This is a genomic window from Prosthecobacter debontii (assembly GCF_900167535.1).
GTDB lineage: Bacteria > Verrucomicrobiota > Verrucomicrobiia > Verrucomicrobiales > Verrucomicrobiaceae > Prosthecobacter > Prosthecobacter debontii.
This window is the reverse complement of sequence record NZ_FUYE01000012.1, coordinates 20,327-46,402: the sequence shown is the minus strand read 5'-3', so window position 1 is coordinate 46,402 and position 26,076 is coordinate 20,327. Positions and strand designations below refer to the sequence as shown.

The following is a 26,076-nucleotide window of genomic DNA, read 5'->3' as shown; positions in this document are numbered from 1 at the left end:
CCTGAAACCGATTCAGATGTCCACTCCGGCTTTTCCAGCCCTGTCTTCCGCACGTCTCTACGGGATCGTTGATCTCGGCTACTGCGCCCCGGCTCAGGTCGAGTCCATGACGGCAGCCCTGTGTGAGGGCGGAGTGGATTTGCTCCAACTGCGGGCCAAGAAGCTTTCGCTATCGGAGATCGAAAAACTCGCTCGGGTGATGCATCCCATCACCCGAGAGCATGGTGTGCCACTCATCATCAATGACCATCTCGAAATCGCCGCCAGCGTCGGTAGTGAAGGTGTGCATGTGGGACAAGACGATGATGCCGTGGCAAAAGCTCGTGCCGCCGTAGGACCGGGCGTCTTTGTGGGTAAGTCCACGCATAGCCTCGCCCAAGCCGTAGCCGCAGAGGCCGAAGGAGCTGATTACATTGGCTTTGGCCCGCTGTATGCCACCGGCACGAAACCCGACTATGTGCCGATCGGTCTGCACGATATTACCGAGGTTCATCGACAAGTTCAGCTCCCCATCTTTTGCATCGGTGGAGTGAATGCGGCGCGACTGCCCGAAGTCTTACAAGCGGGTGCGCGGCGAGTTGTAGTTGTCTCAGCGTTTTTGCTGGCACCCGACGTGCAGGCGTATGTTCGTCAGATCAAATCATCCCTGCCCTGAATCGCTATGAACTCGTTCCATCCTCTTCGGCTCCTTTGGGTCGCACTGTTTCTGGTGAATGCCGCTGTCGTTCAAGCCCAAGGCCCCGCCCCTAAGCCCCTGCCACCGTTACTCAAGCAATGGGCTGAAGCGCAGAAAACCATGCCTGACATGGTGGTGAACTTCCGCCAGACACGGTCCACTCCTGCCCTGAAAAATCCGGTGACGACCTCGGGTAAATTTTGGCGCTTTAAAGACGGTGCCTTTCGCTGGGAACTCGGCCAGCCGCCGCAGACGGTCTTGGTCAATGACCTGACCGATTTTCGGGTCCGCGAAGGCGATGGCGAATGGCAAAATCTTGACGCGAAGGATGCCCGTTATCGCATGTGGTCACGCTTTCTCAGTGGCAATGAAGCTTCTCCCGAGGAGCTCCAACAGCACTTCCTGGTGGATGCGGTGGAGCAGAACGCGGATGTCACCGCCATTTCTCTACGGCCTAAAGCCCCCTTCATCCGCAGACATCTGAAACAGCTCGATCTCCAGATTTCGCCCAAGACCTTCCGCCTGCTTCAGCTCCGTGTGATCCAAGGCGATGGCTCCACGCTGACGATGGCTTTCAGTGAGCCCCAAGACGTTTCACTGGACGAGAAAAACAAGCTGCTCACTCGAGGCTAGTGCCGGATCTCCACGGTCTTAAACCTTGAGTCCATCTGGATCGCCAGATCTACCCGGATCTTACGCGGCCCCAAACGGGCCGTGCTGACTGAATCGTCGCATAAAAAGCCCTCTTTTTCTTTTCCAAACCGTTTTCCTGTCTAAGCTCGCGCCCCCCTTTTTATGTCTGTGAAGCTCCGCCTCAACACCGCCTCCGCCACTCATGTCGTGCTTGCCAAAGTGGGCAATCCTCAACGTGAAGAACCCCTCCAGACTTCGAAGGAAGTCTTCGCCATTTCTGAGGAAGACCAGCCCACATTGACGGGTATTTTTCTGAAGCCCTTCAAAAATCTCACGCCGCATCGCTTCACCCATCATTCCTCGCTGGATCATCACGAGATGAACACCTGCGTGAAAGCCATCTTCGAAAGCAAAGATGGGCTACTGAAGCGAGGAGTCGAAATCGCCAAACACCTCTACTCGAAGTCCAATCACCCCAACATCAAATCGGGGGACCTCTGCATCGCCCACATCAAAGAGGCCCAGGTGGACGATCAATTCGTTCAAGGACTCTGCATCCTGAAGTCCGAAAGCGTGGTCCCCTTCCTCAGCATCACCGCCAAGGACGGTGACCTGCAAATCTCCACCGAGCAGGGCATCAATCCTGATAAGATCGATAAGGGCTGTCTGATTCTCGACCATTGGTCCAAGAAGGGCTATTACGTCCTCACCTTTGATCGCAGCGGCAGCGACTCCCGCTTCTGGGTGCGTGATTTCCTTGGGGTGGAACCTGTGCCGGACTCCGCCTTCCTCACCAACGCCTATGCCAAGATGGCCGTGGAGTTTTTGGAAGAGTCCACACCTGAAGATGACACTCCACCTTGGGAAACCTGCTCTGCAGCCCGCGATGCCCTCGAATACTTTGAAGAGCGTGAAAAGTTTGATCTGGAAGAATTCGAACAAGAAGTGCTGAAGACGCCCGAAGCCGTGAGCCGCTTCCAAGAGCACCGAGCCAAGATCGAAGAAGAGCAAGGCCAACCTCTGGAGAAATCCTTTGAGATCTCCAAAAAGGACGTCACAAAGGCGAAAAAGCGCATCAGTGCCGTGCTGAAGCTCGATACCGGTGTGGAGATTCACGTCAAACCCAGCAACAATTCGACTGAAAACGATCCTCTTCTCGAACGCGGGTTCGATGACCGCAAAGGCATGAAATACATCAAGGTGTATTTCAACAAAGACCTCTCGGCTTCACAGGCCTAACCAGGATTTGAATCTTCTCATGCGGGCAGGCCTTCCGGTCTGCCCGTTTTTGTTGCCACTCGATAAGCTCCTTCCGCCTACAAAAACCGGAACCCTTTCCACTCGCTGCGTCACTGTGATCCGAACATGCTTCTGGTATGAAATACTTACTTTTACTCAGTTCACTCATCTTTTTGGCATCCTGCACTCAGGAAACTCAAAACCAGATTGGCCGCTCACTTCAGAATTGGACCGGCGTCAACGGCGTGCTGGAGATTTACGCCGGGGAAAAGCTGGTGCGAAAGTTCATCCAGGTCGATAAATTAACGACGGCGACAGCGACCACTGACGTGACTGCACGTCCTTATCGGTTTGGCTACGGAGTGCTGGATGAGAACTTCGATGGCATCAAAAACAACGGCGAAAAGCGCGTGTATTTTGAATTCAGCGATTACTCGACCAACTACATCTTTTTCGAGAGTCCGCGTTGATCAGGCACCTGTCACCTCGCCATCTATTTTCCCCATCCATTGTGAGGCCCTGATCCGATTCAGTAGTCCCCCCCTTGAATCGTCATGCGCCGACTTTACGATCATATTGATCTTCGTGTCACGAACCTCGCCGAGGCCACTCTCTTTTACGAAACGTTGCTGCCAGCGTTGGGTTTCTCACGCCGTATGAATGTGCCCGGATGGCTCCAGTATGAAGCTGCCGATCACGGTGTGGCCGCCTTCTTCGGAGTCACCGAATCTGAGCGGCATGTGCCGAATGAAAACCGCATCGCCTTCTGGGCTGCATCCGTGGAGGACGTGGACGCCATTGCCGACATCGCCGATCTAGCGGGAGCTCAAAACATTGAAGGCCCGATGGCTTATGCACCGGGCTACTATGCGATGTTTTTCGAGGATCCCTGCGGCAACCGATTTGAAGTTTGTCATCGGGTCCAGTTGTGATTCACCCGATGCACAGGGGATCGTATCGTCGCGATCAACTCATCTGAGGTTGAGCACTCAAAACGCTCTCCAGAGGCGCTTTTAAAATCTCACGCTGCCATTCCATCAAGGCACCGACCCCAGCCTGCACGGCCACGACTTCCTCCAAAGTGCTCCGGGAGCCTAACAAGCTGCTCTCGATATCTAGCGCTTCAGCGATTTTATCGCGCATGCCACAGAGTTGATCGATTTGGTCACGCTGAGCATCCGTGAGCCGAGCTTTCGCTTTCTTAACTCGCTGAGGCCAAGCGGACTGACCGGCTTTAAAGACTTCAGCCACGAGCTCGTGGAATTCCTTCTTCCATTTCGGACGCCAGCCCGCGGGGGGGTGCATGACCCCACCCGATTCAAAGACCTCGGCAAACGCCACCATCTGTTTATTCGACATGACGCGATAGCATGGAATGTCCTTCTCCATCGCGATTTTCTCCCGCCATTCCCACATGGCTTTTAAGATGGCCAACCCCTTCGGATGAAGACGTCCACTGCCCTGCACCCGCCAAGGATCTTCCTTCGGTGCCGCACTGCGCGCGGCAACATCCTCTTGGAGTTCAAGACAGCTTTGCTCGAACCAAAACTCACGTCCTTTCTCGCGGAGTAATTGCATGAGGTAATCTGCCAGCGGCAACAAATACCTCACATCATCGACCGCATAAGAGAGCATATGTGGAGGCAAGGGACGACGGCTCCAATCCGCCTTCTGCGAGGCTTTCGAGATTTCCAGACCGAAAACCGTCTGGAGTAACGCGGCCAAGCCGAATTGCCGCATGCCGACAAGGCGGGCGGCGATCTGCGTATCACGCACGACCTTGGGCGCCCAACCATAAGTGCGGCGGAGCATCGTTAGGTCATAGTCGGAGCCATGGAACCAAAGCTCATGCCGATCCAGAAGATTCAGCAAAGCCGAGACATCGGAGATCGCCAAAGGATCGACCAATGCGAATCGCCCTGCACAGGCGACCTGGAGCAAACAAAGCTTTTCGTGATAATGATGCAGCGAATCCGCCTCCGTATCCAAACAGCAACGTTTATCCGCAGATTGCGCCAGATGTGCTTCTGTTTCCAAAAGCCATTGCTGAAGCTGATCCGGCGAATCGATAAAGACGTAATCGCCTGGGATAACTTCGGGAGGAGTCAATCGCGGAGCCGTGCTCATTTCAGGCCTGTCAGCAAAATTTCAGCATTGTTGCTCGTGCGGTTGATATTGCGGATCAACAGTTCGAGGGCTTCCACAGCCGGCACCTGGGCGAGTTGTTTGCGGATGGCAGAGACCCGTTTGAACTCCTCCGGGTGATAAAGTAGATCGTCACGGCGAGTCCCCGATTTGAGCACATGCAACGCCGGGAAAATGCGCCGTTCCGAGATCTCACGATCCAGCGTGGCTTCCATATTGCCGGTGCCTTTGAACTCCTCAAAGATCAAATCGTCCATGCGGTTTTCCGTCTCGATCAATGCCGTTGCAATAATGGTTAGACTCCCACCTTCCTCGACATTACGAGCAGCACCGAAAAACTTCTTCGGCTTCACCATGGCCTTGGAGTCCATACCGCCAGACATGGTGCGGCCCTTGCCACCCGTCATGCTGTTATACCCACGGGCCAGACGAGTCAGTGAGTCGAGCAAGATGACGACATCCTTACCTGCCTCCACGAGGCGGCAGGCGCGCTCGCGAACGATCTCAGCCAACTGGCTATGCCTCTTCGGGCTTTCATCGAATGTGGAACTGTAGATCTCACAGCCGTTGACGGATTCCTCAAAGTCCGTCACCTCTTCAGGACGCTCATCCAACAACAGGATGATCAACGAGATCTCCTTGTGATTATGCACGATCGCTTTCGCGATGTCTTTAAGCAGCACGGTCTTACCCGAGCGCGGAGACGCGTTGATCAAACCACGCTGCCCCTTCCCTAGCGGTGCGATCAGGTCCATGATCCGCACAGAAACCGGGCAAGGCTTGGGCATCTCCAAGATGATCCGCTCGTTCGGGAACATCGCCGTCAGCTTGTCAAAGTGAGTCGGCGGCTGCCAAGTGTCGATGGAGACACCATCCACCTCCAAGATGCGATCGATGGCCAAATATTTATCACGATCTTTCGGCGCCCGTGCATAGCCCGTGATGCGGTTGCCTGGACGTAAATTGAATTTCCTCACCAGAAACAGAGGGATGAAAACATCCTCCGGCAGGGGAGCGAAGCTGTATTTAGGATAGCGGATGAGGCCAAAATTCTCCGGCCCAATCTCCAAAATCCCGTCCACCTTCACTCTCGTGCGGTGATCGGCCATCCAGGCCAGCAGATCATAAATGAGCTGATGCTTCGAACGGCTCGCGTTCATTTTGAAACCCACCGCGTCAGCTTGGGCTTGGATCTCCGCCAGAGAAGCATCCTGAAGATCGTTTAACGAAATCTCCACGGGAAATGGCGGCTCAGCTCCGGGTGGGGAGAATTTCTCTTTCGGCTCAGCATTGTCACTTACCGGGGCAAGCTCAGAGGCGCTGGACGTTTCCACACCAGATGCAGTCACCCCCGAAGCCGATGCGTCGGATGTAGCCACAGGCTGGGTTTCAGGAGTGGGGGACTGGACCTGGGGAGGGGTCTCTAAGGTGTCGGTTGGATTCATGCTTGCCAATGCTGTCTTACCAGTGTCAGCACCTGCGCTTCGAGAGCAGCGCGATCACCATCATTCCAGATGACCACATCCGCTTTCTCAACTTTGGCTTCGATGGGCCACTGAGCCCTCAACATCTTTTCGATTATTGATTCGTCGAGACCTCGACTTTCCATCAACCGCCTTTTCTGAACCGCTTGGCTGGCAGCCACCACGATGATCAGATCTGCTGAAACTGAGCCTCCAATCTCATAGTGCAGAGGCACCTCCGCAAGGAAAAGATTTACTCCCGCCTTTCGCTGCTCCTCTCGATCCTTCTCCAGAGCCACTAAAACCCCGGGATGCAAAATCCCTTCTAAGAGAAGTCTTTGCTGATCCCGCTCGAAAACCTCTCCTCTCAGCCATGCCCGATTAGCGACCTCTCTCCCTTCACGCATTTCGATCGCTTTCTGACCGAACCGTGCACGCAATTGCACCAACGTCTCTGGAGCATCCAGGAGTTTCTGGACTGCTAAATCGGCCGAAAAAAAACGGCTCCCTTTGGGCAACAGGTGGGAAGCCAGCATGGCTGACACCGAGCTTTTGCCGCAGCCGATCCCTCCGGTGACGATCCAAGATTTCATATCTTTAGTTGATCCTGTAAAAGCAAACAGGCAGGTGATCAAGGATCACCTGCCTGTTTGAAAACGGAGTCAAACCGTGAACTTAGTTCCCGACGGATGGAAGCAGCGGATTGTCGCCACCGACCGAGGCGGCGGCGTTACCCTGGCCACCATTCTGCATGTTCGGATTGATCGGCTGACCCGCTGGGTCAATGATCTTAGCAGTGACGAAGATCATCAGGTTACGCTTGAAGTGGTCTTCGACGTTGGACTTGAACAAGCGACCAACGAAGGGCAGATCGCCCAAAACGGGCACTTTATCTTCCACGTCCTGCACGTCTTCACGAATCAGGCCCCCGAGAACCACCGTCTGACCGTCCCAGATCGTAACAGCCGTCTGCACCTTACGGGTGGAGAAGACGGGCTGATTGATCACGTTCGGAGTCAATTCCACACGAGAAGCAGGAACAGGATCGATTTCAGCAATCAACACACCAGCTGCGTTGAAGATTCGCTGAAGAGGCGATGCTGGAGTCACGCTGTAGATCGGGCTACCGTAGTTGATGAACCCATCAAACTCAGTCACTTCAGGAGCCAAGTTCAAGTCGATGGTGTAACCGTCCGCACCTACAGTGGGATCCACTTCCATACGCACACCCACTGGACGCATTTCGAAAGCAGTCGGGGTTGTCGGCGTCACAGGGATCGCGGTTGCACCACCACCACCGGTTGTGCTGCCCACGTTAGTAGGGATCTGCGGTGGATCGAACTCAGTCGGATAAATGAATTCGCGAATCACCTCGATCGTTGCACGCTGCCCGCCCTTGGTGGTGACGCTCGGGGCACTCATCAAATCAACACCTTTGCGTTGAGCCAATGCACGAATCACAAGACCGAATTGTGGGTCCGTGAGAACACCTGCCACACTGAACACGCCCGGTGCTTCGGAGACATCAGAGAGACCGGTAATTTGGGCATCAATGGCATTTCCGCTGATGGCATTGTTACCCGTTCTCAGACCACGGCTGACTGGGGAAATGACACCACCTGTGACCATGCTGGCGATGTTGGCCGGATAAACCATGGTGGAGCTGCTCAGGCCGGAGTTGCCGTCTGTGCCACCACCGATTTCAACATTGCTACCAGCCGTTCCGAGCAACCAGTCAAAGCCAAGCTCGTCGGTATTCTTCTGGGAAACTTCGACGAATTTGGAGGTGATATAAATTTGCTTCGGACCTTGGCCGCGAATCGAGTCCACAAAGGCCTCAACCAGATCAAGGTTTGGCTGTGTGTTTTTGACGATCAACTGAGAAGTGACCGGGTTGAACACCGCCGAAGCTCCTTCAGGGAACTGAATGCCTTGAGACTTCAAGATATCGAGAGCAGACTGCTGAACGATCAGACTGCTGGTCGGAGCGGCTGATGTCGAGGCAAATGGGTCTGCGGAGGCTGCTGGGGCAGCCGCAGCGGCACCACCACCACCCAGGCTACGGAAATCAGGCGGAACACGGTAGATACGAGTGTATTGCTCCTGAGTCGCATCCGAAACGGGAACGATCATGACCGCAAAAGGCTCGACCTTGTATTTCATCTGAGCCAGCTCAGTGACGTAACGAAGGGCTTCCACCATAGGAACATCCTTGAGGTCCAGGCTGATCGTCGCTGTGGAAGCCGTATCACCAGCTTTGAGAATGATGTTGACACCTTTTTTGGCAGGGTCGGTTTCCGTCAAATCCAGATCGCGACTCTTGACGCGGAGGAACTCCACCGCTTCCTCGATGCTAGCACCTGCGAATTGAACCTGAGGAAAGATGATGCTCTGCATCTTCCGAGTCAGATACACGGTAGGCTCTGCGCCGCCTGCGGCGATCGGATCGACTACCAAGCCACGAACTGGGGGTTTGTGCTCCCAGGCTTCATTGACCATGTTAAGCATGCGTGCACGCTGATGATCACGAGCAGAATCAAAATATTCTGCCCGGCGCTTCTCCGTGTTCTCCATACCACGGCGGGCGGCCGAGTTGTAAGGGTCAATGCGGATGACGTCCTCAAAAGCTTCCAGAGCCTTGTTATAGTCGCCAATCTCCAAAGCACTGTTGGCCAGAAGCAGACCTTTCTTCACCTTGTCCACATTTTCCACATGCTGAGGAGTCAGTGCGGGCGGCCAGCGATCGGGATCATCCAGATGCTTAGCAAAGACACGAGCTGCACGGTGGCCTGGAACCGCCAATTCCGCTTCTTCGATCAGCTTTCTCGCTGCCACATAATCACCGATCTTGGCTTTTTCACGAGCAACGACGATCGCACAATCAGCAAACTTGAGATTGGCCAAATCCCGCCAGTCTTGGATGAATGGAGCGTTGGGCAGTTGGTCCAGGATGTCTTTGGCAGAACGATACTGTGCCAAAGCAGCCTCATAGTCACCTTTACCGAAAAACTCGTCACCTTTTTCCATCGCTTGGCGCGCATCCTCAATGCGGGCGGCGCGGCGAGCGATTTCTCGCTCGGCAATGCCGGGAACGCTGGCGCCGCCTTCACCTGCAAAAGCAGTGGTAGCGGCCACAGGCGCTGCGAGAGCGACCATCAAGGCAATCTGTTTTTTCTTCATTCGAGAGAGGTGCATCATAAAAGGGAGCGATTTGTCGAAATTAACAATGAGCCGAGCTGTTTAGCAGGATTTGCGTCTGTCTGGCGAGATGTTTTTTTGGTTGGTTTGTAAAAAGTTAGCCTCTGGTTACAGTGATGGCTTCACCGCCGTCCACAGGTTGAATCACAGCGCTGTTTTCCTCGATTTCGAGCAGGCGATAGGTGGTGCCAATGCCTGGAATCTGGAAGGTGTCCCCCTTCTTAACCGTCCGGGTTGGGCGGTCACCCAAGAGAAATTCAAACTCGGCTTCATACTCCGCCAAATTGGTTTCGGATCCACGCACGAGCTTAAACTCTTTGTTGGTTGCCTTGTCGATCATCGTTAGCTCAGACACATCTTTTTCACCCACCGTAGGATCGGCTGTCTTTTTGGCCTCAAAGCCCACCGCCTTGAAGCGAATCACGTCCTTATCGAAACCGAACTCATCTCCAGGTGAAACGAAGACGCTCTTCTTGGGGTCTGGCTTCAGCCTCTGCACCTGATACGGCGAAGAACTACTGTTGAGTTTAATGATGTAATCGTAGGTGATACGGCGCTTGAGAACCAACTTGTCGGTAAACGGAGGATGGCTCTTGGGATCACGCGGGCTCGTTTTAGCATTGAACTCTTCGAGGTTGCTGAACCCGTCTGCATCAGCGTCTAGATCTCCCACGTTAGGAGACAGAATGTTGGGCAAATCATTCTGCACCAAGTAAGAATTGGTCATTGGCGGGCGAAGCTGCGGTTCTTCCAATTGAAGGTCGAACAGCTGATCTCCCTTTTTAACCAAAAGAATCGATTTATTCAGAGGAACAGGCTTGCCGTTGATGACCGGCGACACCCAAGTTGTTTTCTCGGTTAAACGCTTGATGGTCGCATCCACCAAAGCAGTCGGCGGCTGTCCTGGATCGTTCTTGGAGTTGCCAGTCCGCCGCACCAGACGCTCGCTAAAGCTCTGGCTTGTCCAGACGAGGTAACCTGCGACCCCGAGGGCAATCGCTGCGGCGACGCCTAAAAGGACTTTTTCGTAATTCCCGTTCCTGTTCTGCATATCACAAATTTGATTTTAGGTCGTGATGACGATCTCTCGACTTCACTTGGTGCCAGCATTGGCAGTTTGAGCGTTCAAGAAGTAAACCAAGTCAATCTCCATGAAGACCCTGAGCTTCTCGTTACCAAGAACGGCTACAGAATCCACCGGTGCAGGCTCCGCTGCTCTGGTCGTCGTTACCGCCTGATTTTCAGTTGGGACGAGCGGGGCGGAGACACCGTCTTCAGACACAGCTTGAGCCGGTGCAGGGACATTTGCTTCGGAACGAAGCGGCCCATCCTTACGTTCATTCTCAATGCGCAGTAAACGCACCACTGTGAAGTAGGGCATTTCTGAAGGGCTTGCCAGATTGCTCAGAAGAATCTGAAGAGCGGCTTGATCCAAAGTGAGCAGAACTTTAACCTGACGGCGCTCTGAAAGCTTCGGAGCAGCCGCAGCTGGGGCACCCGGACGCCCGGGGACACCTGGACGGGTCTGCGCAGCACGAGGAGCAGGCTTTGTGGATGCCGCTTTTTCGGAATCCAGTTCGGAACGCTCCAGCATCTCAAGCTGCTTAACTCCGGCTTTTGCGAAGGTATTTACAAGCGTGTCCACCGCATCCAGATAACCAGAAAGTGCGGTCGCTTCATCGTTAGACTTGGGCAATTCCCCGGTGTAGCGATCAAAGGCCAAATTATAAACGGCAGGCAATCCCATGCCGTGATCGGCGGCGGTCTTGCGTGATTCCGCAATCTTGGCCTTCAGCTTCGCCTGGAACTCCGTATCAGTCGTCGGCGCATTGTTAACCTGAAGCTTATTGAGCACCAGCGACAGACGCCCGGTGGCGTCCGTAAACTCTTTCACCAAGCTCTGCTTGAGAGCCAGGTTTTCTGGAGTGGGTGCCAGCGCAGCACTCTTCATGGCCGCAATGCTGGTGTTGACCGAATCAAACTGCTCCAGGGTAGCGGAGTAGCTGGAATAGGAGGAAAACAGCATGTAACCGAGACCTGCCACGCCTGCCGCCGTGACGCCGAGGATGGCAGCCGGCCCTTTGTTTTGTTGGATCCAACTCATTTTTTAGAACTGCATGGGCTGCTTCAGGGGCAGCTTGATGTTAAACTTATAAGCATAGCGGTCTTCTTCGACACCGCTCTCGGCGCTCACGAAATTGGCACGCTTTTCTTCAAACTTATCAGCGGCAAACCAGCTCATCTTAGCTAAGGCGCTGGCGAAGCGGTAAACCACTTGTTCCCCCTCATCGTTTTTGCGATAAAGGCCTTGAATGCGCAATTCGTAAACAGGGGCCTGGCCAGCTTTGGGCTTCGTCGGGCTCTCTGCGGCAGCACTCTCTTCTTGACCGAAGAGGGGCGGTGTCAATGGCTTGCCATCCTTCAAGGGTTCAATGGTGGTCAACCAGATGAGGTCATTTTCGAACTTACCATTCATCTCGCTGAGCAAGCGCACCCAGTAGGAACGATCGCCCACGGCTTCCATCAGCGGTTGAACCATCGCGATGGATTGTGCCTGCACCCCATCAAGGGCTCGAATTTGATTCGCGATCCCAATGAGGCCATTATTCTCAGCCTGCATGGCGCTCAGCTTCTCCTGGGTCACACGCTCCGTATTCTTGAAATACATCATTCCAGCCCCTAGAGCTGCCCACAAGCAGAGGCCTGCAGTGATCAAGGCTGGGGCACGGCGGGCTGCATCACGAGCATTGGCGACAACATCTGGCACCAATTCAATCTCGGAAGGGCACCCCCCCGAGGAACGCAGAGCCAAGCCCACCAATTCGCCCATGAAAGGGGCATCAGCGGCGACTGCATCTGCACTGACTCCCGCCAACTGAACGCCTCGGAGAGGATTGAAGACTTCCACCGGAAGCTTCAGCTTCTCTTCCAAGAAAAGGGCCATGTTGCCGAGAAGGGCGCCGCCCCCACAGACAAACACCCGTTTCGGCTGGGAACCACCCTGCTGAGTGCGGTAGTAGTTGATCGTGCGCATGATCTCCCCATGCAGTCTCGTTGCCGAGTTACGAATCACCTTCGACAAAGCAGCAATGGCGGGGTCAGAATCCTCTTCAACAGCACCGCCTTGGGCGACGTAACCGACCGAAAGCTTCTGCTGCTCTGCATCACCGAAACCAATGCCAAATTCCTTGGAAACCGAATTGGTGATGGTTGCGCCACCGACCAAAACGTTGCGGGTGAAGAATCGACCATCTTCGATGAAGACAAGGTTCGTTGACCGAGCTCCGAGATCAATAATCACCACAGGCTCATCCACATCGGGATAACTGTAACGGAAAGCATTGAACAGGGCGAGTGGAGCCAGATCAACGCAACTCGTCTTCAGACCTGCTCCGGCGACGGTATCGTTAATCTCATTGAGAGAATCCGATTTGATCGCCACGATAACCACTTCAGTCTCACCCATTTCGGAGACCACTTCATAGTCCCAAGTCACTTCGTTGATCGGGAAAGGCACATTCTGGCGAGCTTCGAACTCGACGATCTGATCCATCCGATCCCCCTGAACGGGAGGCAGCTTAACGAAACGGGAAAACACGGTGTGGCCGGCCACAGCGTAGCAAACGGAACTCCCTTTGATCTTGAGGCGATCCACAAGCTCCTGGACACCCACTTTCAACTGAGGAATCCGGGAGGTATCGACCGTGGGATCTCCCGTCATGTCGATGAACTCGTATTTCTTCAGCACGAGGTCGCCCCCTGATTTACCGAAAATGGCACCTGACAACCTCTGTGAGCCGAGATTCAGGACCGCTATGCTTTTGCTGTCTGCCATGCTATTTTATTTCTAAAGCCTGCTTTAAAGAAGAGATGAGAAAGCAGGGATTACTGCTTCTTGGCGCTGACGTCGTAATCACCCCACAGGATACCAAAAGGGGTCTCGGTCTTCGCCAGCATCACACCTTCGTTCATGGAGAAACTCTCTGTCTTTTCCCACCACGGAGCTTTTCCCATGCTGGAATTGCCCTCGATGCGCTGTCCTCCGACCGTCACTTCATAACCCCAAGCCTTGATGTCAGAGGGGGTAAAACCATCTTTCTGAAGCAAACGGCGCAATGTCGCCGGGCTCACATAAGCCAGTGCATGGCAATCTTCAGATGCGGGAATATCGACGTAATTGAAGGCCCCTTTGATGACTTCGTATTTGCCATCTTTCGTCTGCGCATTCAGCGCGATGTAGTAAGTCACCGCCAGGGAGTCCAGCGCCCCGTTCCTGCCACCGGCAGATTGAGGGAGCTTGATCTGGAAAGAAAAATCCACTTCCATCCAATCTTTGGGCCGCCAGCGCTTTTCGCCAACATTGCTAGCTTGGAACTGAGGCGTTTGGATGGATTTGATTTCCAATTTTCCACCATCCACTTTGACGGCGGGGGCAGCTGTCTGGGCACTTGCTGTGCCGACACCGAACGCGAGAATAGCGAGAGCTGTGTGAATTTTCATGATGGCTGGGGGGGGGAAATTTCCTTTTCTGTTTCGGCCCGTGGGTTGCTGCACAGAAGGGATTTTTTATTTTTATCCGCAAAGGGCCTCAAGCAGCAAGACGCGATTTTCGGAAACTTCGAAAAAGTAACCGAAAAGGCCTGAAATCAGGGAAAAATGGCCTCAGAAGGCACGCTCAGGTGCCGCCTTACCTCCTTCGATAGGAGCGTCCCAACTCAATGCTGAATCACAACGTATTTACTTTGCCAATGCATGACCAGCTTCTCGAGTGCCTTTTCCACGCGGCATCTTCATTAATTGGTCACCCAATTCGGCACGGATTAGCACCGCTTGCTTTTGCAATTCGGCCATTATTTCAGGGCTCTGAGCAGCGAGATTTTTTGACTCACTGAGGTCTGCGTAAAGATCGTAGAGCTCAGCTTCCAGGACTTTTTCAGGCTGATATTTCACAGGCTTGCCTCCGGTGGCCTTGGACTGATTTCCCAGCGTGCGAAAGGTATGTGGCAGGATGAGTTTCCAGCGTCCATCGCCACTGGTCACGGCTTGGAGTTCATTTTGATGGTAATAGAAGGCATAGCTATCATGCGGGTTTTTCGCCCCTTCCTCGCCATGAATGATGGGCCACACATTCATGCCATCAATGGGATGATCGGGTAAATCGGCACCGATCACAGCCGCCACGGTGGGTAGCAGATCGATCGTCATCATCATGGTGTCTGTGGTCGTGCCCGCAGGGATCTGCTCTGGCCAGCGCATGATACCCGTCACACGGGTGCCGCCTTCCCAGATGGTCCCCTTCCCTTCACGCAAGATTCCCGCAGAGCCCGCGTGATCGCCATAGCTTAGCCACGGGCCGTTGTCGGAGGTGAAAATCACCCAGGTATTGTCCTTCAAGCCATTTTTCTCCAACGCTTGCATCACCTGCCCCACGGACCAATCCACCTCCATCATCACGTCGGCAAACAATCCTTTACCCGACTTCCCGTTATACTTCTCACTCACATAAAGGGGCACGTGCACCATGCTGTGTGCCAGATAAAGAAAGAACGGCTTATCTTTGTTTCGATCAATGAAACCGACCGCTTTCGTGGTGTAATCCGTCGTTAGGCGGGTTTGATCCTCGGGCGTCACCTCCTCATCCACGACGTGATCGTTTTCGATCATCGGTAACTTGGGATAAGAACCAGGCTTGGCCTCGGGGTGAAATGGCCACATGTCATTGGAATACGGCAGGCCGTAATACTCATCGAAGCCATGCTGGGTGGGTAAAAAGGGCGGTAAGTGCCCCAGGTGCCACTTGCCGACAGCAGCCGTGGCATAGCCTTTTTGCTTCACCAGTTCGGCCAGGGTCATTTCATCAGCACTGAGGCCGTGTGTCGCTTTCGGGGAGAGCGCCCCATGAATGCCGATGCGATTCGGGTAGCAACCGGTCAGTAAGCCAGCCCTGGAGGCACTGCAGACGGGCTGTGGCACATGAAAGTTGGTGAATTTCCGCCCTTCTTGAGCCAAGCGATCAATGTTCGGAGTCGTATAGCCCTGCGCACCGAAACAACTCACGTCGGCATACCCCATATCGTCCATGAAGATGACGACGATATTCGGCTGATTGGCAGCTTGAACGAGGGAAGCTAGACTGAGACAAACGGCAGCTAAAAGATAACGCATGGCTCCAGACAACGACGCCAAGCCCGCTGATTTGTCCCCAAAAACAAAAAAGGCCCGGCATTTCTGCCGAGCCTTTTCCAAGACAATGAATGGGGCTGATTACGCCTTGGCGATGCTGGTGATCTTACCGTGTTCGCTGTCCACTTTGACTTTCTTACCCACGAGACCTTCAGCCTCTTCAGCACCTTTGGAGGATGGGGTGAGCGTCAGTTTGACTTCTTTACCGCCTTCCACGACGACGACGGCTTTCGTAGAGGCGTCGAAGGACTTCAGTTTGCCTTCGTTAGTGACCACCTTGCCGCAACCGGCGTAAGCGGAACCAAGTGCCAGAGAGGCCAGAGCAAGAGTAGCGAGAGCTTTTTTCATAGATTTTGAAGGATTGTTGTTGGACACAGGCAACCACAAACGTTGCAGTTCATCCAACGATTGATCATAAAGTTTGTTTGCATACAAGCCTAAAATTCCATGAAAAACTGCCTGAGTCTTTTCCTCCTGTTTCTTGCCAGTTTCGTCCATGGCCACCCGGTCCCGGACATTCCTGTTCGCACCTTTTTTACGCCCGAAGGCCAATGCACACTGACGGTCGAGGTCGATCCACGCTGTTTTTCAGCCGATCCCAACACCGCCCCTTCCCTGATGCAACCCATCGTGGCCAGCCTCAGCCCAGAACGTGTCACGGAACTCAAAACAAAGGCTCAAGAGCTGGTTAAAAAATACATCGAGTTCATCTTCGAACCGACAGGGCAGATCACACCCGAGTTCAGCTTTGAATTCACCGGTCTTGACCGTGCCCCTCTGGATAGCGAAGACGACATCGTCGTGCTGACAGGGACTTGGAAGACGACGGTCCCTGAAGGCAGCAAAGGCTGGCGGATCCGCGCCACGAAGGCCACGCCGCTGGCCATCGTGTTTCGGAATTATCTATCCGGCGTTGAGCACCCCAAATTCTCCGTGCTGTTTCCAGGGGAGACCAGTTTCCCCTTCGATCTCACCGCTTCAGCGCAGCCGTAGAAACGGGTGAGTTCTCCTGACCGCCTCGGGATTGCCTTGACTGTTTTGACCCAACTCAGATCGAGAAAATCTTGCACCGGAGCGGATTAGAACCGTAATCCAAACGGCGGCCTGAGGGTTTCTCTCCAAAGCTCACGTCAGACCTGCTTGCATCTCCTTGTATGAAACCAACCATTGCCTTTGTCGGAGTCGGAAAAATGGGAGCCAACATGGCTCGCCGTCTCAAAGAATGTGATTATCCCATCACGGCGGTTTACGATAGCCACCGCCTGCTGTCAGACTCCCTCGCCGCAGAGCTCAGCTGCGCCGCCCCCGCCACTTTGGCCGAAGTCACCGCAGCCGCCGACATCATCTTTACCGTCGTCACCAATGATGAAGCCATGCGCGGCATCTTTTTCGGCCCGGGTGACAACCTGCTGCAAGGTGCCTCAGGCAAGATCTTCATCAATTGCGCCACCGTCTCTCCCACCGTGCATCGCGAGATTTACGAAGCCGCTAAACAAGCCGGAGCCGATAGCCTGGAAGCCAGCATGGCCTCCAGCATCAGCCATGCCCGTGAGGGCAAGCTCTACCTCATGCTCGGCGGCGATGAAGCCGTGTATCAAAAGGTCCTGCCCGTGCTCGAAAACATGAGCGTCAACCGCCGCTACATCGGCGGCCCAGGCCGCGCCGCTGAGGTGAAGGCCCTGGTGAATATGGTGATGAACATCAACACCGCCGGCCTTGCCGAGGGCCTGGGACTCGCCGCCGCCCTCGGTCATGATCTCGAGATGATCCGGGAAGTCTTCAGCCAAACCGGAGCCAACAGCCGCGTGCTGGAGACCGATAGCGCCGACATGGTGGCCCGTGAGCACGATTGCTGGTTCTCAGCCGAGCATGCGGCCAAGGACAGCGGCATCGCCGGAGGCATGGCGGAGAGCGTCGGCCTCACGCTGCCTCTGAACAATGCCACCATCTCCCAATACCAAAAGATGGTGAGCCTGGGCCTGGGTGGGCTGGATAAATCCGGCATCGCCGAGCTGACCTTCAAAGGCAGGCACGCTTGATCCCCTCTGCGAATTTCATTTCCAGCGTCCCCAACAAAAAACCATGACCGCGATCGACGGTCATGGTTTTCTTTTTTCAGTGATCGTTAAGGATCAAACAAGCTCAGCCACCGCTTCGTCGATTTCCTCGACTTCTTCCTCGCCATACATTTCGTCAATAGCTTCATCAAAAGCTTCACTCATGACAGCGATGCCTTCCTCCAGAGCCTCCTGTGGGATGGTCAGTGGCGGACAGATTTTCACAGTTTGGCCCCAGGCACCCACGGGTGCGAAGAACAGCAGCCCCTTTTGATAGCAGAGTTCAATGACTCGATGAGCCAGATCATGGTCAGGCTGTTTTGTGCCCTTCTTCACCGTCTGGATCCCGGCCACCAGCCCGGCGCAAGTCACGTTCCCGATCACGTCCGGGTATTTCTCCTGAATGGCTTTGCAGGCGGCCAGGAGGACAGGCTCCAAGCGTGCCGCATTGCCCGTGAGATCGTCGTTGAGGATCTTGCGGATGTTGGCCAGAGCGGCGGCACAGCAGACGGGGTTGCCTGTATGCGTGCTGGTCATCGACCCAGGCGGGAACTGGTCCATGATGTCGGGACGCCCGATCACCGCACTCAGAGGCAGGGATGACGAGATGCCCTTGCCACAGCAGATGAGGTCCGGCACCACGCCGTAATGCTCAAAGGCCCAGAATTTACCTGTGCGGCCAAAGCCTGACTGCACTTCATCGAAGGTCAGCACCACGTCATGCTCCGTGCACCAGGCACGCAGTTTCTGGATGTATTCCACCGGCGCGAAGTCAGGACCGACACCCTGATAGCTCTCCATGATCACACCCGCGATTTGTGAGGGCTTCATGCCGCTTTTCTCCACCGCCTGAAGGAAACCATCGAAGCTGCTGTCATCTTCCCAATACCCATCCGGGAATGGCACGTTGATGATGGCCGGGTCCATATTCACGATCCAGGTCTTCTGCCCGGCCATACCACCCGCCTGCTGAGAAGCCAGAGTGCGTCCATGATAACCACGCTCGAATCCAATGATGCCGATCTTTTCACGTCCACCGACTGCGATGCCGTGCGCGCGGCTCAACTTGATCGCGCACTCGGTGGCCTCGCTACCAGTGCTCAGGAGGAACACCTTCTTCAGCGGCTCTGGAGAAACACTGGCGATCAATTCGGCCAATTCAGGACGCTCTTCGCTCGGGAAGACGTAGTTGTGAATCAAACCGCTGTTGACCTGATCAATGATCGCCTGACGCACCTCGGGCACACCGTGACCACAATTGGTCACCAGCACGCCGCTGCTCCAGTCTAACCAGCGGTTACCATACTTGTCATAGACCGAAATATCTTCGGCCCGATCCCAGACGATGGGAGGCATGCCGCGCATGGACAGGGGCTCATACTTGCGACTCCGCTCAATGTGTTGGACTGAATCTGGATGAGGGACCGGTGTGCAGATGGTGCGATATTTCGTCGCTACATGCGGGACGGTCTGGGGAGTGGTGTCGTATTCTTTGCCCATGTAAAAATGTCGGTTGGTTAGGACAAGGATAACCTTGTCGAGCAACCCTCAGGCCAGCTACGCGCAAACTGGCGCATGTGGGTATTTTTGTGACAGAGCCTCTAAAAAACTAGTTAGTGAGAATTGTATCACTTGGAGTTGCCCGCACGCTAAACCTTGTCAAATCAAGGATTTTCGATGTTGTATCGGGGTTGAAGAAAACCGTCTGGATTGTCAGGCCAGTATGCACCGTCTTCGATCCATTCATGCAAGGCACCAATATCATCATCGGTTAGGGTGATGTCCAGACGCGGCATGATGAGAGGGTGCGTTCCCTCCCGCGTCACGGCCGTGTAAAGCAGCGATGCCTCAGGATCTCCAGGAACGATGTAAGCCTTATCTCTCTTTCTCGGAGCAAACGCACCACTGCGCTGAACGAGGGATAAACCCGCCGGAGGATTGGCCCCCTGATGGCAGCGCAGGCACTGCAACTCAAAGATCGGCTTCACATACGTCACAAAATAGGCGCGCCCCGCCAGGGCCTCCACCGGACTTTCCGGCGCAGGTTTACTGGCACAAGCCGCGAGGAGAAGACCCAGGAAACAGACGGGAGCGAGGTATTTCATCGGAAAGAATGCTAGCCGTTTAAAACCACGTTGTGACGCACTTACTTTCGCCAAAGCATGGCCAGGAACAGCGGAAACTCCTTGCGAGCCCGGTTTTCAGCACGAGCACGCGGCCCAGGTTGGCTTTCTTTGTGCGAATACCATTCTTTCAATCCCACCATGCTGAGTCCCGCCGCGAAGCCTGTCGCAGTCAAGGTCTCCAGACTCCGGTGGAAACTGACCGTGCTCTCGCTGTCCGCCTTGCCGGGGTGCATGGTGATGGGGATGCCCAGCGTGCTGCTGTAGGCGTCCACTCGACGATACTGAATTTTCCGCTCTTCTTCATGGCCCCAGGAGGTCTGGCGAGGGATCCGGAAAGCCGGGTGATTCAGCACCCAGAGCATGCGTCCGCCGGGTTTTAAAACCGCTGCGGTCGCGGCGATCACCTTATCCAGATGCTCCATGTTTTGCAGGCAGAGGATGGCGGATGCGGCATCAAACTCTCCCAACCCACCGAGCTCTGCGGCGTCTCGATCGTAATAACGGATCGGTGTCCGGCTCTGATAGGTTCTCGCCTTGGCGATCAGCGTCGGTGCGGCATCCACCCCCGTCACCTTCGCGCCTTTATCGGCCATCGCGCGCGAAAACACGCCCTGCCCACATCCGAGATCCAAAATGAATTCCCCACGCTGAGGCTGGAGCAAATCAAGAGCCTGAGGAATCACCACCGCCTGATACAGCTCCGACCCGCGCTCCCCGAGAATCCGGTCATACCAATCCGCCGATTTTTCCCAGGAGGTGCCACCTTGACTACGATCCTGTCGCGGACCGCTAGGCTTCCCCCCGCCAGGACGCGGCCCCTGGGCAGAACCTGGGCGCGGTGTGCGGGAGCCGGTGGGCTTACGGAAGAAATCAGAACGCATGCCCCTTTTATCGCTCGGAGATGGATGACGCGCTATCGGGAAATCAAGCCAAGCTCAAGCCATGCCCCGTCATCGGCAAGAAATCGCTCCGATTGCTCGTCGCCAACTGAGCCGATTCGCGAATAGCGACTGCTGCAATACAGCAGTCAGCAAAACTTTTCGACCGTCGCCCGGTGGCGTTAAAAAGTCGGGCAGCCATCTCGGCATCAGTTCGGGTCAAAGGTTCTGCCATGGGAAATAAACTGCGAGCCAGGACTTCCGCAGCGCTAGACAATGGACCACACAGAAACTCTCCCCAAACCAACGTACTCACATGAAGACTCTCACCCGACGTTAGCCACTGCAAAACCTGAGCTTCCTGAGAACTTCCAGGCACCAAAGCATCGATCAGAAAATTGGTGTCCAGATAGACCATGACCGCAATTCATTCACGCGCCTCAGCAACCGCACTCTTCCATTGAGCCGCAGTTTCAGGCGTCAGTTGCAGTTGGCGCTGCAGCTGGCGGAACAATTCCACCGCACTTTTCCCTTCCGCTTGCTCCTGAGCCAAGCGGCTGTTCTTCAGTTCCACCAGTTGACCGATCAATTCACGGAGTTCCTCAGAAGACAGGTCCTCCGCTTCATGCATGAGTTGATGGGTGCTCATTGGACCAGTTTAAATGAGCACCGGAGAAGATCAAGACTGCTCTAAGCCATCAAATCACCCGATCATTGCCACCATCCACAGGGATCTGAGCCCCGGTGACCTTAGCAAACAGTGGCGATGCCATGGCGGAGACCATGTTGCCAATGTCCTTGCTCTTGATCTCCACCTTCATCAGGTTCTTGGTCTTGTATTCATCCACCGTCATGCCGTAGCGCTCAGCGCTGCGCTGAAGGGCCTCGGGGGTCCAGAGCTTGGTATCGAACACGGCATCGGGGTGCACGATGTTCACGCGCACTCTCCAGGGAGCGAGCTCCAGGGCCGCCACACGGCAGAGTTGAGTGAGCGCAGCCTTACTGCAGGAGTAGGCAGAAGCACCTGGGCCGGGGGCTTTGAAGTTACGGCTGCCCACGAAGATGATGCTCGGCTCGATGCCCAGCTTCACGTATGGGATGACCTTGTTCATCAGCTTCTGATGGCTGGTCAGGTTGATCGAAATCGTGCGATCCCAATCCATCTGCTGCATCACATCCAGATGCTCATTCTTGGGGAAGATGCCGGCGTTGCTGACGACGATATCAATACCACCGTATTCACTGACCACAAAGTCGATGGCCTCCTGCACGGGCTGGTCTTCCGTCAGGTTCACCACGATCCCGACCCCACCGATCTTCTTCATGATGTCGGGGATCTCCTTGTCAATGTCCAGACCCACCACTTGGGCTCCCTGCTCGGCCAGACTTTCGGCGATGGCAAAACCGATACCCGCAGCACAACCGGTCACGAGGGCGACCTTGCCCTGATGCACTTTACGTGCAGGGCCTTTGCGCAGCTTGGCTTGCTCTAGCTCCCAGTATTCGATTTCAAAGATGTCCTTCTCAGGCAGTGGCTCCCAACCACCGACCTTCTCAGCCAACTGCACGGTCGCTGCGGTGGACTCGGCAATATCAGCGACGATCTTAGCATCCTTCAGCGTATCGCCAAAGCTCACCACGCCTTGGTTAGGCCAGATGGCGAACCGAGGGGCCGCATCGAGCTGGGTGTGACCGGCAGCGTTCCGGTCAAAGTAGGCTTTGTAATCATCCGCATACTTCTGCACGGAAGCCGCAATGTCTTCACCGATGAACGCCGGAGCGCGTTTCGTGCGGATGCTGTGGTCCGGAGTCAAGGGCCCACGGGTGCCAAACTCAGCCACACCCGCCAAGCCCGCATAACCGGCCGCTTCTGCGCTGGCATTCAACCGCGCAATCTGGGGATATCCACGAACTTTCGAAACGGCTTGGCGCAGCGTTGCCAGAGCCTTGAGATCGGTCGCAGCCTCAGTCTGAGCCGCAGCCGCTTGGCCACTTTTCTGGGCCAGATATTCCTCGGCCATCGTCACCATCTCGATGTGCAGTTCATAACTCTTACGAGCATCGTCATCGAAGGTAAACAGACCGTGCTTCAGCAGCACGAGTCCTTGCACGCCTTCCGCACGCAGGTCACGACCTGAAATCAGATCCGCCACCGTCTTGGCCAGGATGAAGCCGGGCATCACGTAGGGGACGATGATCACGCGATTGCCATACAGTTCCTTCACACGGGCTTCGCCCTCCGCATTGCAAGTCAGCGCCGAGATCGCATTGGCGTGGCTATGATCCACGAACCGGAATGGCAGGATGGCATGTAAAATGGCTTCGATGCTCGCCGCCGGGGCATTCGGGTTGGTCATGGCAGCCTTCTGCTGCAGCACCATGTCCGCATCACTCATCGAAGCGAGCTTGGACATCTTGATCAGAGCGTCCATGCGCACAGGTGAGAAACCTTCGCGCTCGATGGTCGCGAGGTCCCATCCGCTGCCTTTCACATAGCAGAGCTCGACATCATCTCCAAAGAAGTCCTTTTCAGTGACTTTGACGGAGGTGTTACCCCCTCCATGCAGAACCAAGGCTGGATTGCGACCGAGCAAGCGGCTCGTGTAAACACGCTGGCCCAGCAGGTCGGTTCCAAAGGTGGCGGCTTCTGTATCGTTCCAAAGGCTTTGCATGGTCGGGAAAATGGAGCCTCAGACTTCCGGTGGGAGGGGCGGAGGTGCAAGAGGATTTTAGGCAGCGGTTTCGCCATCGCCGCTCTCAACTCTGAAGAATCGTGTCCACTCGGTGGAATCAGGGGAAATCACCTAGTGATAGACCGTGAAACCAGACTCAAAAAAGAGCCCAAAGTTTCGATATGCATCCACCAACACGCCTCCCCAGGCGCACCCCGCTGAGCATCTTCTCAAAGATAACGTCCCAAGGTCGGCATCGGCTTCTCGAGGGCCGTGTATAATAGACGACGCAGATCCTGCAAGACCCGTCGAGCACTGAGGCTATCGCGACAAATCGCTTTGATCGTGTATCCACCCGTTTTGAGAGGGCCAAACCCCAGATAAGCCTCCGGCGAATTAAGCGCCTCCAATGATTCTACCGGTAATGAAGGTGCCCCTAAAAAGAAACACCCCAGATAATGAGCCTGCGGACTGATTCGCAGCATGGACTCCAGGCTATCATCCTCTGGAGAAAGCCGATAACGCTCTCGAGCCGCCAGGACTCCATCACACCAGACATCCAGATCCCAGAGCAGCTCGGCATATTGGAAGACTTCACCACTGGCCACTCGCCCCGGGCTCAGCCAGTCAAAATAAAGCAAGGTCCCACTTCCCTCCACATGCAGCTCGGTCTGCTGCTGATAACGTGCCCCTGCCTGTGGAATGAACGGCTCAGGAAAGAACTCCAAATGAGAGCCTGAGCGTGCCGTGAACTTTTGAAAGACCCGTGCTGGCCCTCCGCTGCGCGAGCGATAAACGCGACTGGCACTGGGGGTGGTCAAGATCACCGAAGCTCGGCTCTCCGCTTCAGCGGCTAGTTCGATGCAATCGCCATCGAAAATACCAGCTGTCGGATTGACGATATTCACAACCAAAGCCCCCGCATCCTCATGGGGTTTACTCAGGTGCAGGGGTGCACGGAAAGACTGTTGGCTCAGATAAGTCCGGCCATCGTCATAGGCAGAAGCGGTGAGAGTGAGATGACCACGCATGAGGCCGAAAAAGAAATCTGATTCAAACAATGCCCCTGGCTAGCAGCGGTTTCATCCGCACCTAACCAAGGATTCACCCAGTCACTCAAACAAACAGATACTCTTTTTTCAGCCATCCCAGCAAGGCATCCTTGCCCTTCTCCGATTTCATATCGGCAAAGATCACGGGGCGTTCACCTCGCATCAGCTTGGCATCCCGATCCATCACGTCAAGATCCGCCCCCACATAGGGCGCAAGATCGATCTTATTGATCAACAGCAAATCACTCGTGCGAATGGCGGGGCCACCCTTGCGCGGGATTTTATCCCCTTCAGCCACATCGATGACGAAGATGAAAACATCCGCCAATTCAGGGGAATAGGTCGCGGAGAGATTGTCTCCACCGCTTTCGATGATCAGCAGTTGCAGATCCGCATGGCGCTTTTCCAACTCCAACACCGCCGCCATATTCATGCTGATGTCATCACGGATCGCCGTATGCGGACAGCCGCCGGTTTCCACACCCATGACTCGATCCGCCGGCAGGATATTCTGGCGCAGCAAAAACTCCGCATCTTCACGGGTGTAGATGTCATTGGTAATGACCGCGAGAGAATACTCATCCTTCAGCCATTGGCAGAGGCGCAGCACACACATGGTTTTACCAGAGCCGACAGGCCCTCCGATGCCGATCCGTAAAGGTCGTGGATTGCTCATGTTAAATTAAGAAATGAAAAGACGTTCGTTGGCCCGTGCATGACGCATCGAGGCGATTTCGAGAAGAGGATTGAACCAGCCGAGACGTTCGGACGGGGTCGAGATCAAGGCGTCTAAACGAGGAGCGATCAGGGTCATGCAACCCCGGATGATCAGCTGGCAGCGCTCCTGCCCTAGGCGGATGAGTTTCATCGAACTGATGGCATAACCACTGATGGTTTGCAAAGCGAAGGCACAGACGACGGCCGTCACCGGAAGATGTCTCAACTCCAAGGCACACACGATCAAGTGATGACAGGGAGCCTCACTCTGCGCGTAGGAGGTAAGCGCAGGATCCGCATCCAGCTTCTGCACCAGCGCCAAACGCCGAGAACCCAACTGGCGGCTCGCTTGGCGCAACTCCGCCGCTAATTTCCAGGCCTCCAACTCATCATCCATCAGGCGTAAAGCAGCATAGTCCCCAGCAGCCGCACAGGCGTGGGCTTTCACCAAAAAGGGCAATTCAAAGGCCAACAGACTGGGAATGATCTGATGCTGAAGAAACCTCTCCAAATCCTCCGGCTTCTGCACCACGCCACGCTGCACAAGTTCCTCCAAGCCCATGGAATGAGCATAGGCCCCCGAGGGGAACTGGGAATCATTGACCTGTAGTAACCAAGGCAACCACTCAGGAAGCATGGGCCGTCACACGCAAGGGGTTAAACACAACGTGAACTTCTTCATAGGCCCAACCTTCACGTTCAAAGAGTTGGAGAACAGCAGTATCGTGAACGATGCGGATGAACCCGTCAATCACCTGCACACCGAGATGCAGGTTACCAATCTTCCATCCCATCAAAGCCGCCTGCTCGGGATTTTCAGGGCGGATTTGATAAACCAATTCCGTCTCCTGGCGCACGACATAGTCCACGGATTCGGTCTGATAAACCACGCCTCCATGCTTCAGTCGTGACTCGAGATCGAAACCGAACTCGGTTCCATCCCCAGCCACACCACGCCAACGCCGCTTGAGAAAAAGCCGTCGCTCGACGAGAAGCTCCACCTGCTCGGAGACAGGTCGCATGGACGTCTCCGAGAG

General features: G+C 55.0%; 27 protein-coding genes. 7 read left to right on the top strand and 20 right to left on the bottom strand.

The features are described 5' to 3' along the window. The first annotated feature begins 16 nt into the window (after window positions 1–16). From thiE to B5D61_RS16845, 5 genes are all read left to right on the top strand, one after another. On the top strand, window positions 17–655 hold the full coding sequence (thiE, locus tag B5D61_RS16865; protein ID WP_078814600.1) for a thiamine phosphate synthase: 639 nt from the start codon (window positions 17–19) through the stop codon (window positions 653–655). Between the two features lie 6 nt (window positions 656–661). Beyond that, a complete protein-coding gene (locus B5D61_RS16860; RefSeq protein ID WP_078814599.1) occupies window positions 662–1,309 on the top strand; it encodes an outer membrane lipoprotein carrier protein LolA in 648 nt (215 codons plus the stop codon). Between the two features lie 162 nt (window positions 1,310–1,471). Further along, window positions 1,472–2,548: a nucleoid-associated protein gene (locus tag B5D61_RS16855; protein WP_078814598.1), complete on the top strand. Its 1,077-nt coding sequence runs from the start codon at window positions 1,472–1,474 to the stop codon at window positions 2,546–2,548. A 137-nt stretch (window positions 2,549–2,685) separates the two neighbouring features. Continuing rightward, window positions 2,686–3,018 (top strand): hypothetical protein, encoded by a 333-nt coding sequence (locus B5D61_RS16850; RefSeq protein ID WP_078814596.1) that lies wholly within the window; start codon window positions 2,686–2,688, stop codon window positions 3,016–3,018. A gap of 84 nt (window positions 3,019–3,102) precedes the next feature. Beyond that, window positions 3,103–3,480: a VOC family protein gene (locus B5D61_RS16845; protein ID WP_078814595.1), complete on the top strand. Its 378-nt coding sequence runs from the start codon at window positions 3,103–3,105 to the stop codon at window positions 3,478–3,480. Between the two features lie 34 nt (window positions 3,481–3,514). Here B5D61_RS16845 and B5D61_RS16840 read toward each other — a convergent pair whose 3' ends face one another. The 10 genes from B5D61_RS16840 to B5D61_RS16795 all read right to left on the bottom strand — a co-directional run bounded on the left by B5D61_RS16840 (window position 3,515) and on the right by B5D61_RS16795 (window position 15,885). Then, entirely contained in the window at window positions 3,515–4,675 is a 1,161-nt protein-coding gene (locus B5D61_RS16840) for a ribonuclease D (protein ID WP_078814594.1), read from the bottom strand. After that, the gene (rho, locus tag B5D61_RS16835; RefSeq protein WP_078814592.1) at window positions 4,672–6,138 is read right to left on the bottom strand and encodes a transcription termination factor Rho; all 1,467 of its coding nucleotides are present in this window, start codon (window positions 6,136–6,138) and stop codon (window positions 4,672–4,674) included. The genes B5D61_RS16840 and rho overlap by 4 nt, the downstream gene beginning before the upstream one ends. Beyond that, a complete protein-coding gene (gene coaE / locus B5D61_RS16830) occupies window positions 6,135–6,749 on the bottom strand; it encodes a dephospho-CoA kinase (RefSeq protein WP_078814591.1) in 615 nt (204 codons plus the stop codon). The genes rho and coaE overlap by 4 nt, the downstream gene beginning before the upstream one ends. Window positions 6,750–6,831: 82 nt before the next feature. Beyond that, window positions 6,832–9,336 carry an Amuc_1098 family type IV pilus outer membrane protein gene (locus B5D61_RS16825; RefSeq protein WP_245846555.1) on the bottom strand — a complete coding sequence of 835 codons (2,505 nt, stop codon included), beginning with the start codon at window positions 9,334–9,336 and terminating at the stop codon, window positions 6,832–6,834. 115 nt (window positions 9,337–9,451) lie between these two features. Next, complete coding sequence (locus B5D61_RS16820; protein WP_078814589.1) at window positions 9,452–10,405, bottom strand: Amuc_1099 family pilus-like system protein; 954 nt, start codon at window positions 10,403–10,405, stop codon at window positions 9,452–9,454. Window positions 10,406–10,447: 42 nt separating this feature from the next. Beyond that, a complete protein-coding gene (locus B5D61_RS16815) occupies window positions 10,448–11,458 on the bottom strand; it encodes an Amuc_1100 family pilus-like protein (RefSeq protein WP_078814587.1) in 1,011 nt (336 codons plus the stop codon). Between the two features lie 3 nt (window positions 11,459–11,461). After that, complete coding sequence (gene mul2B / locus B5D61_RS16810) at window positions 11,462–13,189, bottom strand: Amuc_1101 family PilM-like pilus complex protein (RefSeq protein ID WP_078814585.1); 1,728 nt, start codon at window positions 13,187–13,189, stop codon at window positions 11,462–11,464. 50 nt (window positions 13,190–13,239) lie between these two features. Continuing rightward, a complete protein-coding gene (locus B5D61_RS16805; protein ID WP_342753387.1) occupies window positions 13,240–13,857 on the bottom strand; it encodes an Amuc_1102 family pilus-like protein in 618 nt (205 codons plus the stop codon). A gap of 234 nt (window positions 13,858–14,091) precedes the next feature. After that, on the bottom strand, window positions 14,092–15,519 hold the full coding sequence (locus B5D61_RS16800) for a sulfatase family protein (RefSeq protein ID WP_078814583.1): 1,428 nt from the start codon (window positions 15,517–15,519) through the stop codon (window positions 14,092–14,094). A gap of 99 nt (window positions 15,520–15,618) precedes the next feature. After that, window positions 15,619–15,885, bottom strand: a complete 267-nt coding sequence (locus B5D61_RS16795; protein WP_139373314.1) for a hypothetical protein — start codon at window positions 15,883–15,885, stop codon at window positions 15,619–15,621. A 99-nt stretch (window positions 15,886–15,984) separates the two neighbouring features. On the opposite strand from B5D61_RS16795, the gene B5D61_RS16790 reads away from it, so the two are divergent. Together B5D61_RS16790 and B5D61_RS16785 are read left to right on the top strand one after the other, a co-directional pair. After that, window positions 15,985–16,530, top strand: coding sequence for a hypothetical protein (locus B5D61_RS16790; RefSeq protein WP_078814580.1), 546 nt, complete (start codon window positions 15,985–15,987; stop codon window positions 16,528–16,530). Between the two features lie 161 nt (window positions 16,531–16,691). Then, entirely contained in the window at window positions 16,692–17,576 is an 885-nt protein-coding gene (locus B5D61_RS16785) for an NAD(P)-dependent oxidoreductase (protein WP_078814579.1), read from the top strand. A 93-nt stretch (window positions 17,577–17,669) separates the two neighbouring features. Here B5D61_RS16785 and B5D61_RS16780 read toward each other — a convergent pair whose 3' ends face one another. The 10 genes from B5D61_RS16780 to B5D61_RS16735 form a co-directional block, all read right to left on the bottom strand. Beyond that, window positions 17,670–19,094, bottom strand: coding sequence for an aspartate aminotransferase family protein (locus B5D61_RS16780; RefSeq protein ID WP_078814577.1), 1,425 nt, complete (start codon window positions 19,092–19,094; stop codon window positions 17,670–17,672). 164 nt (window positions 19,095–19,258) lie between these two features. Beyond that, complete coding sequence (locus B5D61_RS16775) at window positions 19,259–19,699, bottom strand: c-type cytochrome domain-containing protein (protein ID WP_078814576.1); 441 nt, start codon at window positions 19,697–19,699, stop codon at window positions 19,259–19,261. A 41-nt stretch (window positions 19,700–19,740) separates the two neighbouring features. After that, window positions 19,741–20,601, bottom strand: coding sequence for a class I SAM-dependent methyltransferase (locus B5D61_RS16770; protein ID WP_078814575.1), 861 nt, complete (start codon window positions 20,599–20,601; stop codon window positions 19,741–19,743). A 43-nt stretch (window positions 20,602–20,644) separates the two neighbouring features. Next, window positions 20,645–21,016: a type II toxin-antitoxin system VapC family toxin gene (locus B5D61_RS27210; protein ID WP_078814574.1), complete on the bottom strand. Its 372-nt coding sequence runs from the start codon at window positions 21,014–21,016 to the stop codon at window positions 20,645–20,647. A gap of 9 nt (window positions 21,017–21,025) precedes the next feature. Then, window positions 21,026–21,247: a hypothetical protein gene (locus B5D61_RS16760; protein ID WP_078814573.1), complete on the bottom strand. Its 222-nt coding sequence runs from the start codon at window positions 21,245–21,247 to the stop codon at window positions 21,026–21,028. 49 nt (window positions 21,248–21,296) lie between these two features. After that, window positions 21,297–23,270, bottom strand: a complete 1,974-nt coding sequence (locus B5D61_RS16755) for a bifunctional aldolase/short-chain dehydrogenase (protein WP_078814572.1) — start codon at window positions 23,268–23,270, stop codon at window positions 21,297–21,299. A gap of 230 nt (window positions 23,271–23,500) precedes the next feature. Further along, window positions 23,501–24,301 carry an urease accessory protein UreD gene (locus B5D61_RS16750; protein ID WP_139373313.1) on the bottom strand — a complete coding sequence of 267 codons (801 nt, stop codon included), beginning with the start codon at window positions 24,299–24,301 and terminating at the stop codon, window positions 23,501–23,503. Between the two features lie 85 nt (window positions 24,302–24,386). Continuing rightward, on the bottom strand, window positions 24,387–24,998 hold the full coding sequence (ureG, locus tag B5D61_RS16745) for an urease accessory protein UreG (RefSeq protein ID WP_078814570.1): 612 nt from the start codon (window positions 24,996–24,998) through the stop codon (window positions 24,387–24,389). 6 nt (window positions 24,999–25,004) lie between these two features. Further along, the gene (locus B5D61_RS16740) at window positions 25,005–25,676 is read right to left on the bottom strand and encodes an urease accessory protein UreF (RefSeq protein WP_078814569.1); all 672 of its coding nucleotides are present in this window, start codon (window positions 25,674–25,676) and stop codon (window positions 25,005–25,007) included. Next, the gene (locus tag B5D61_RS16735; protein WP_176159487.1) at window positions 25,666–26,061 is read right to left on the bottom strand and encodes an urease accessory protein UreE; all 396 of its coding nucleotides are present in this window, start codon (window positions 26,059–26,061) and stop codon (window positions 25,666–25,668) included. Before B5D61_RS16735 ends, B5D61_RS16740 begins: the two co-directional genes overlap by 11 nt. Between the last annotated feature and the right edge of the window lie 15 nt (window positions 26,062–26,076).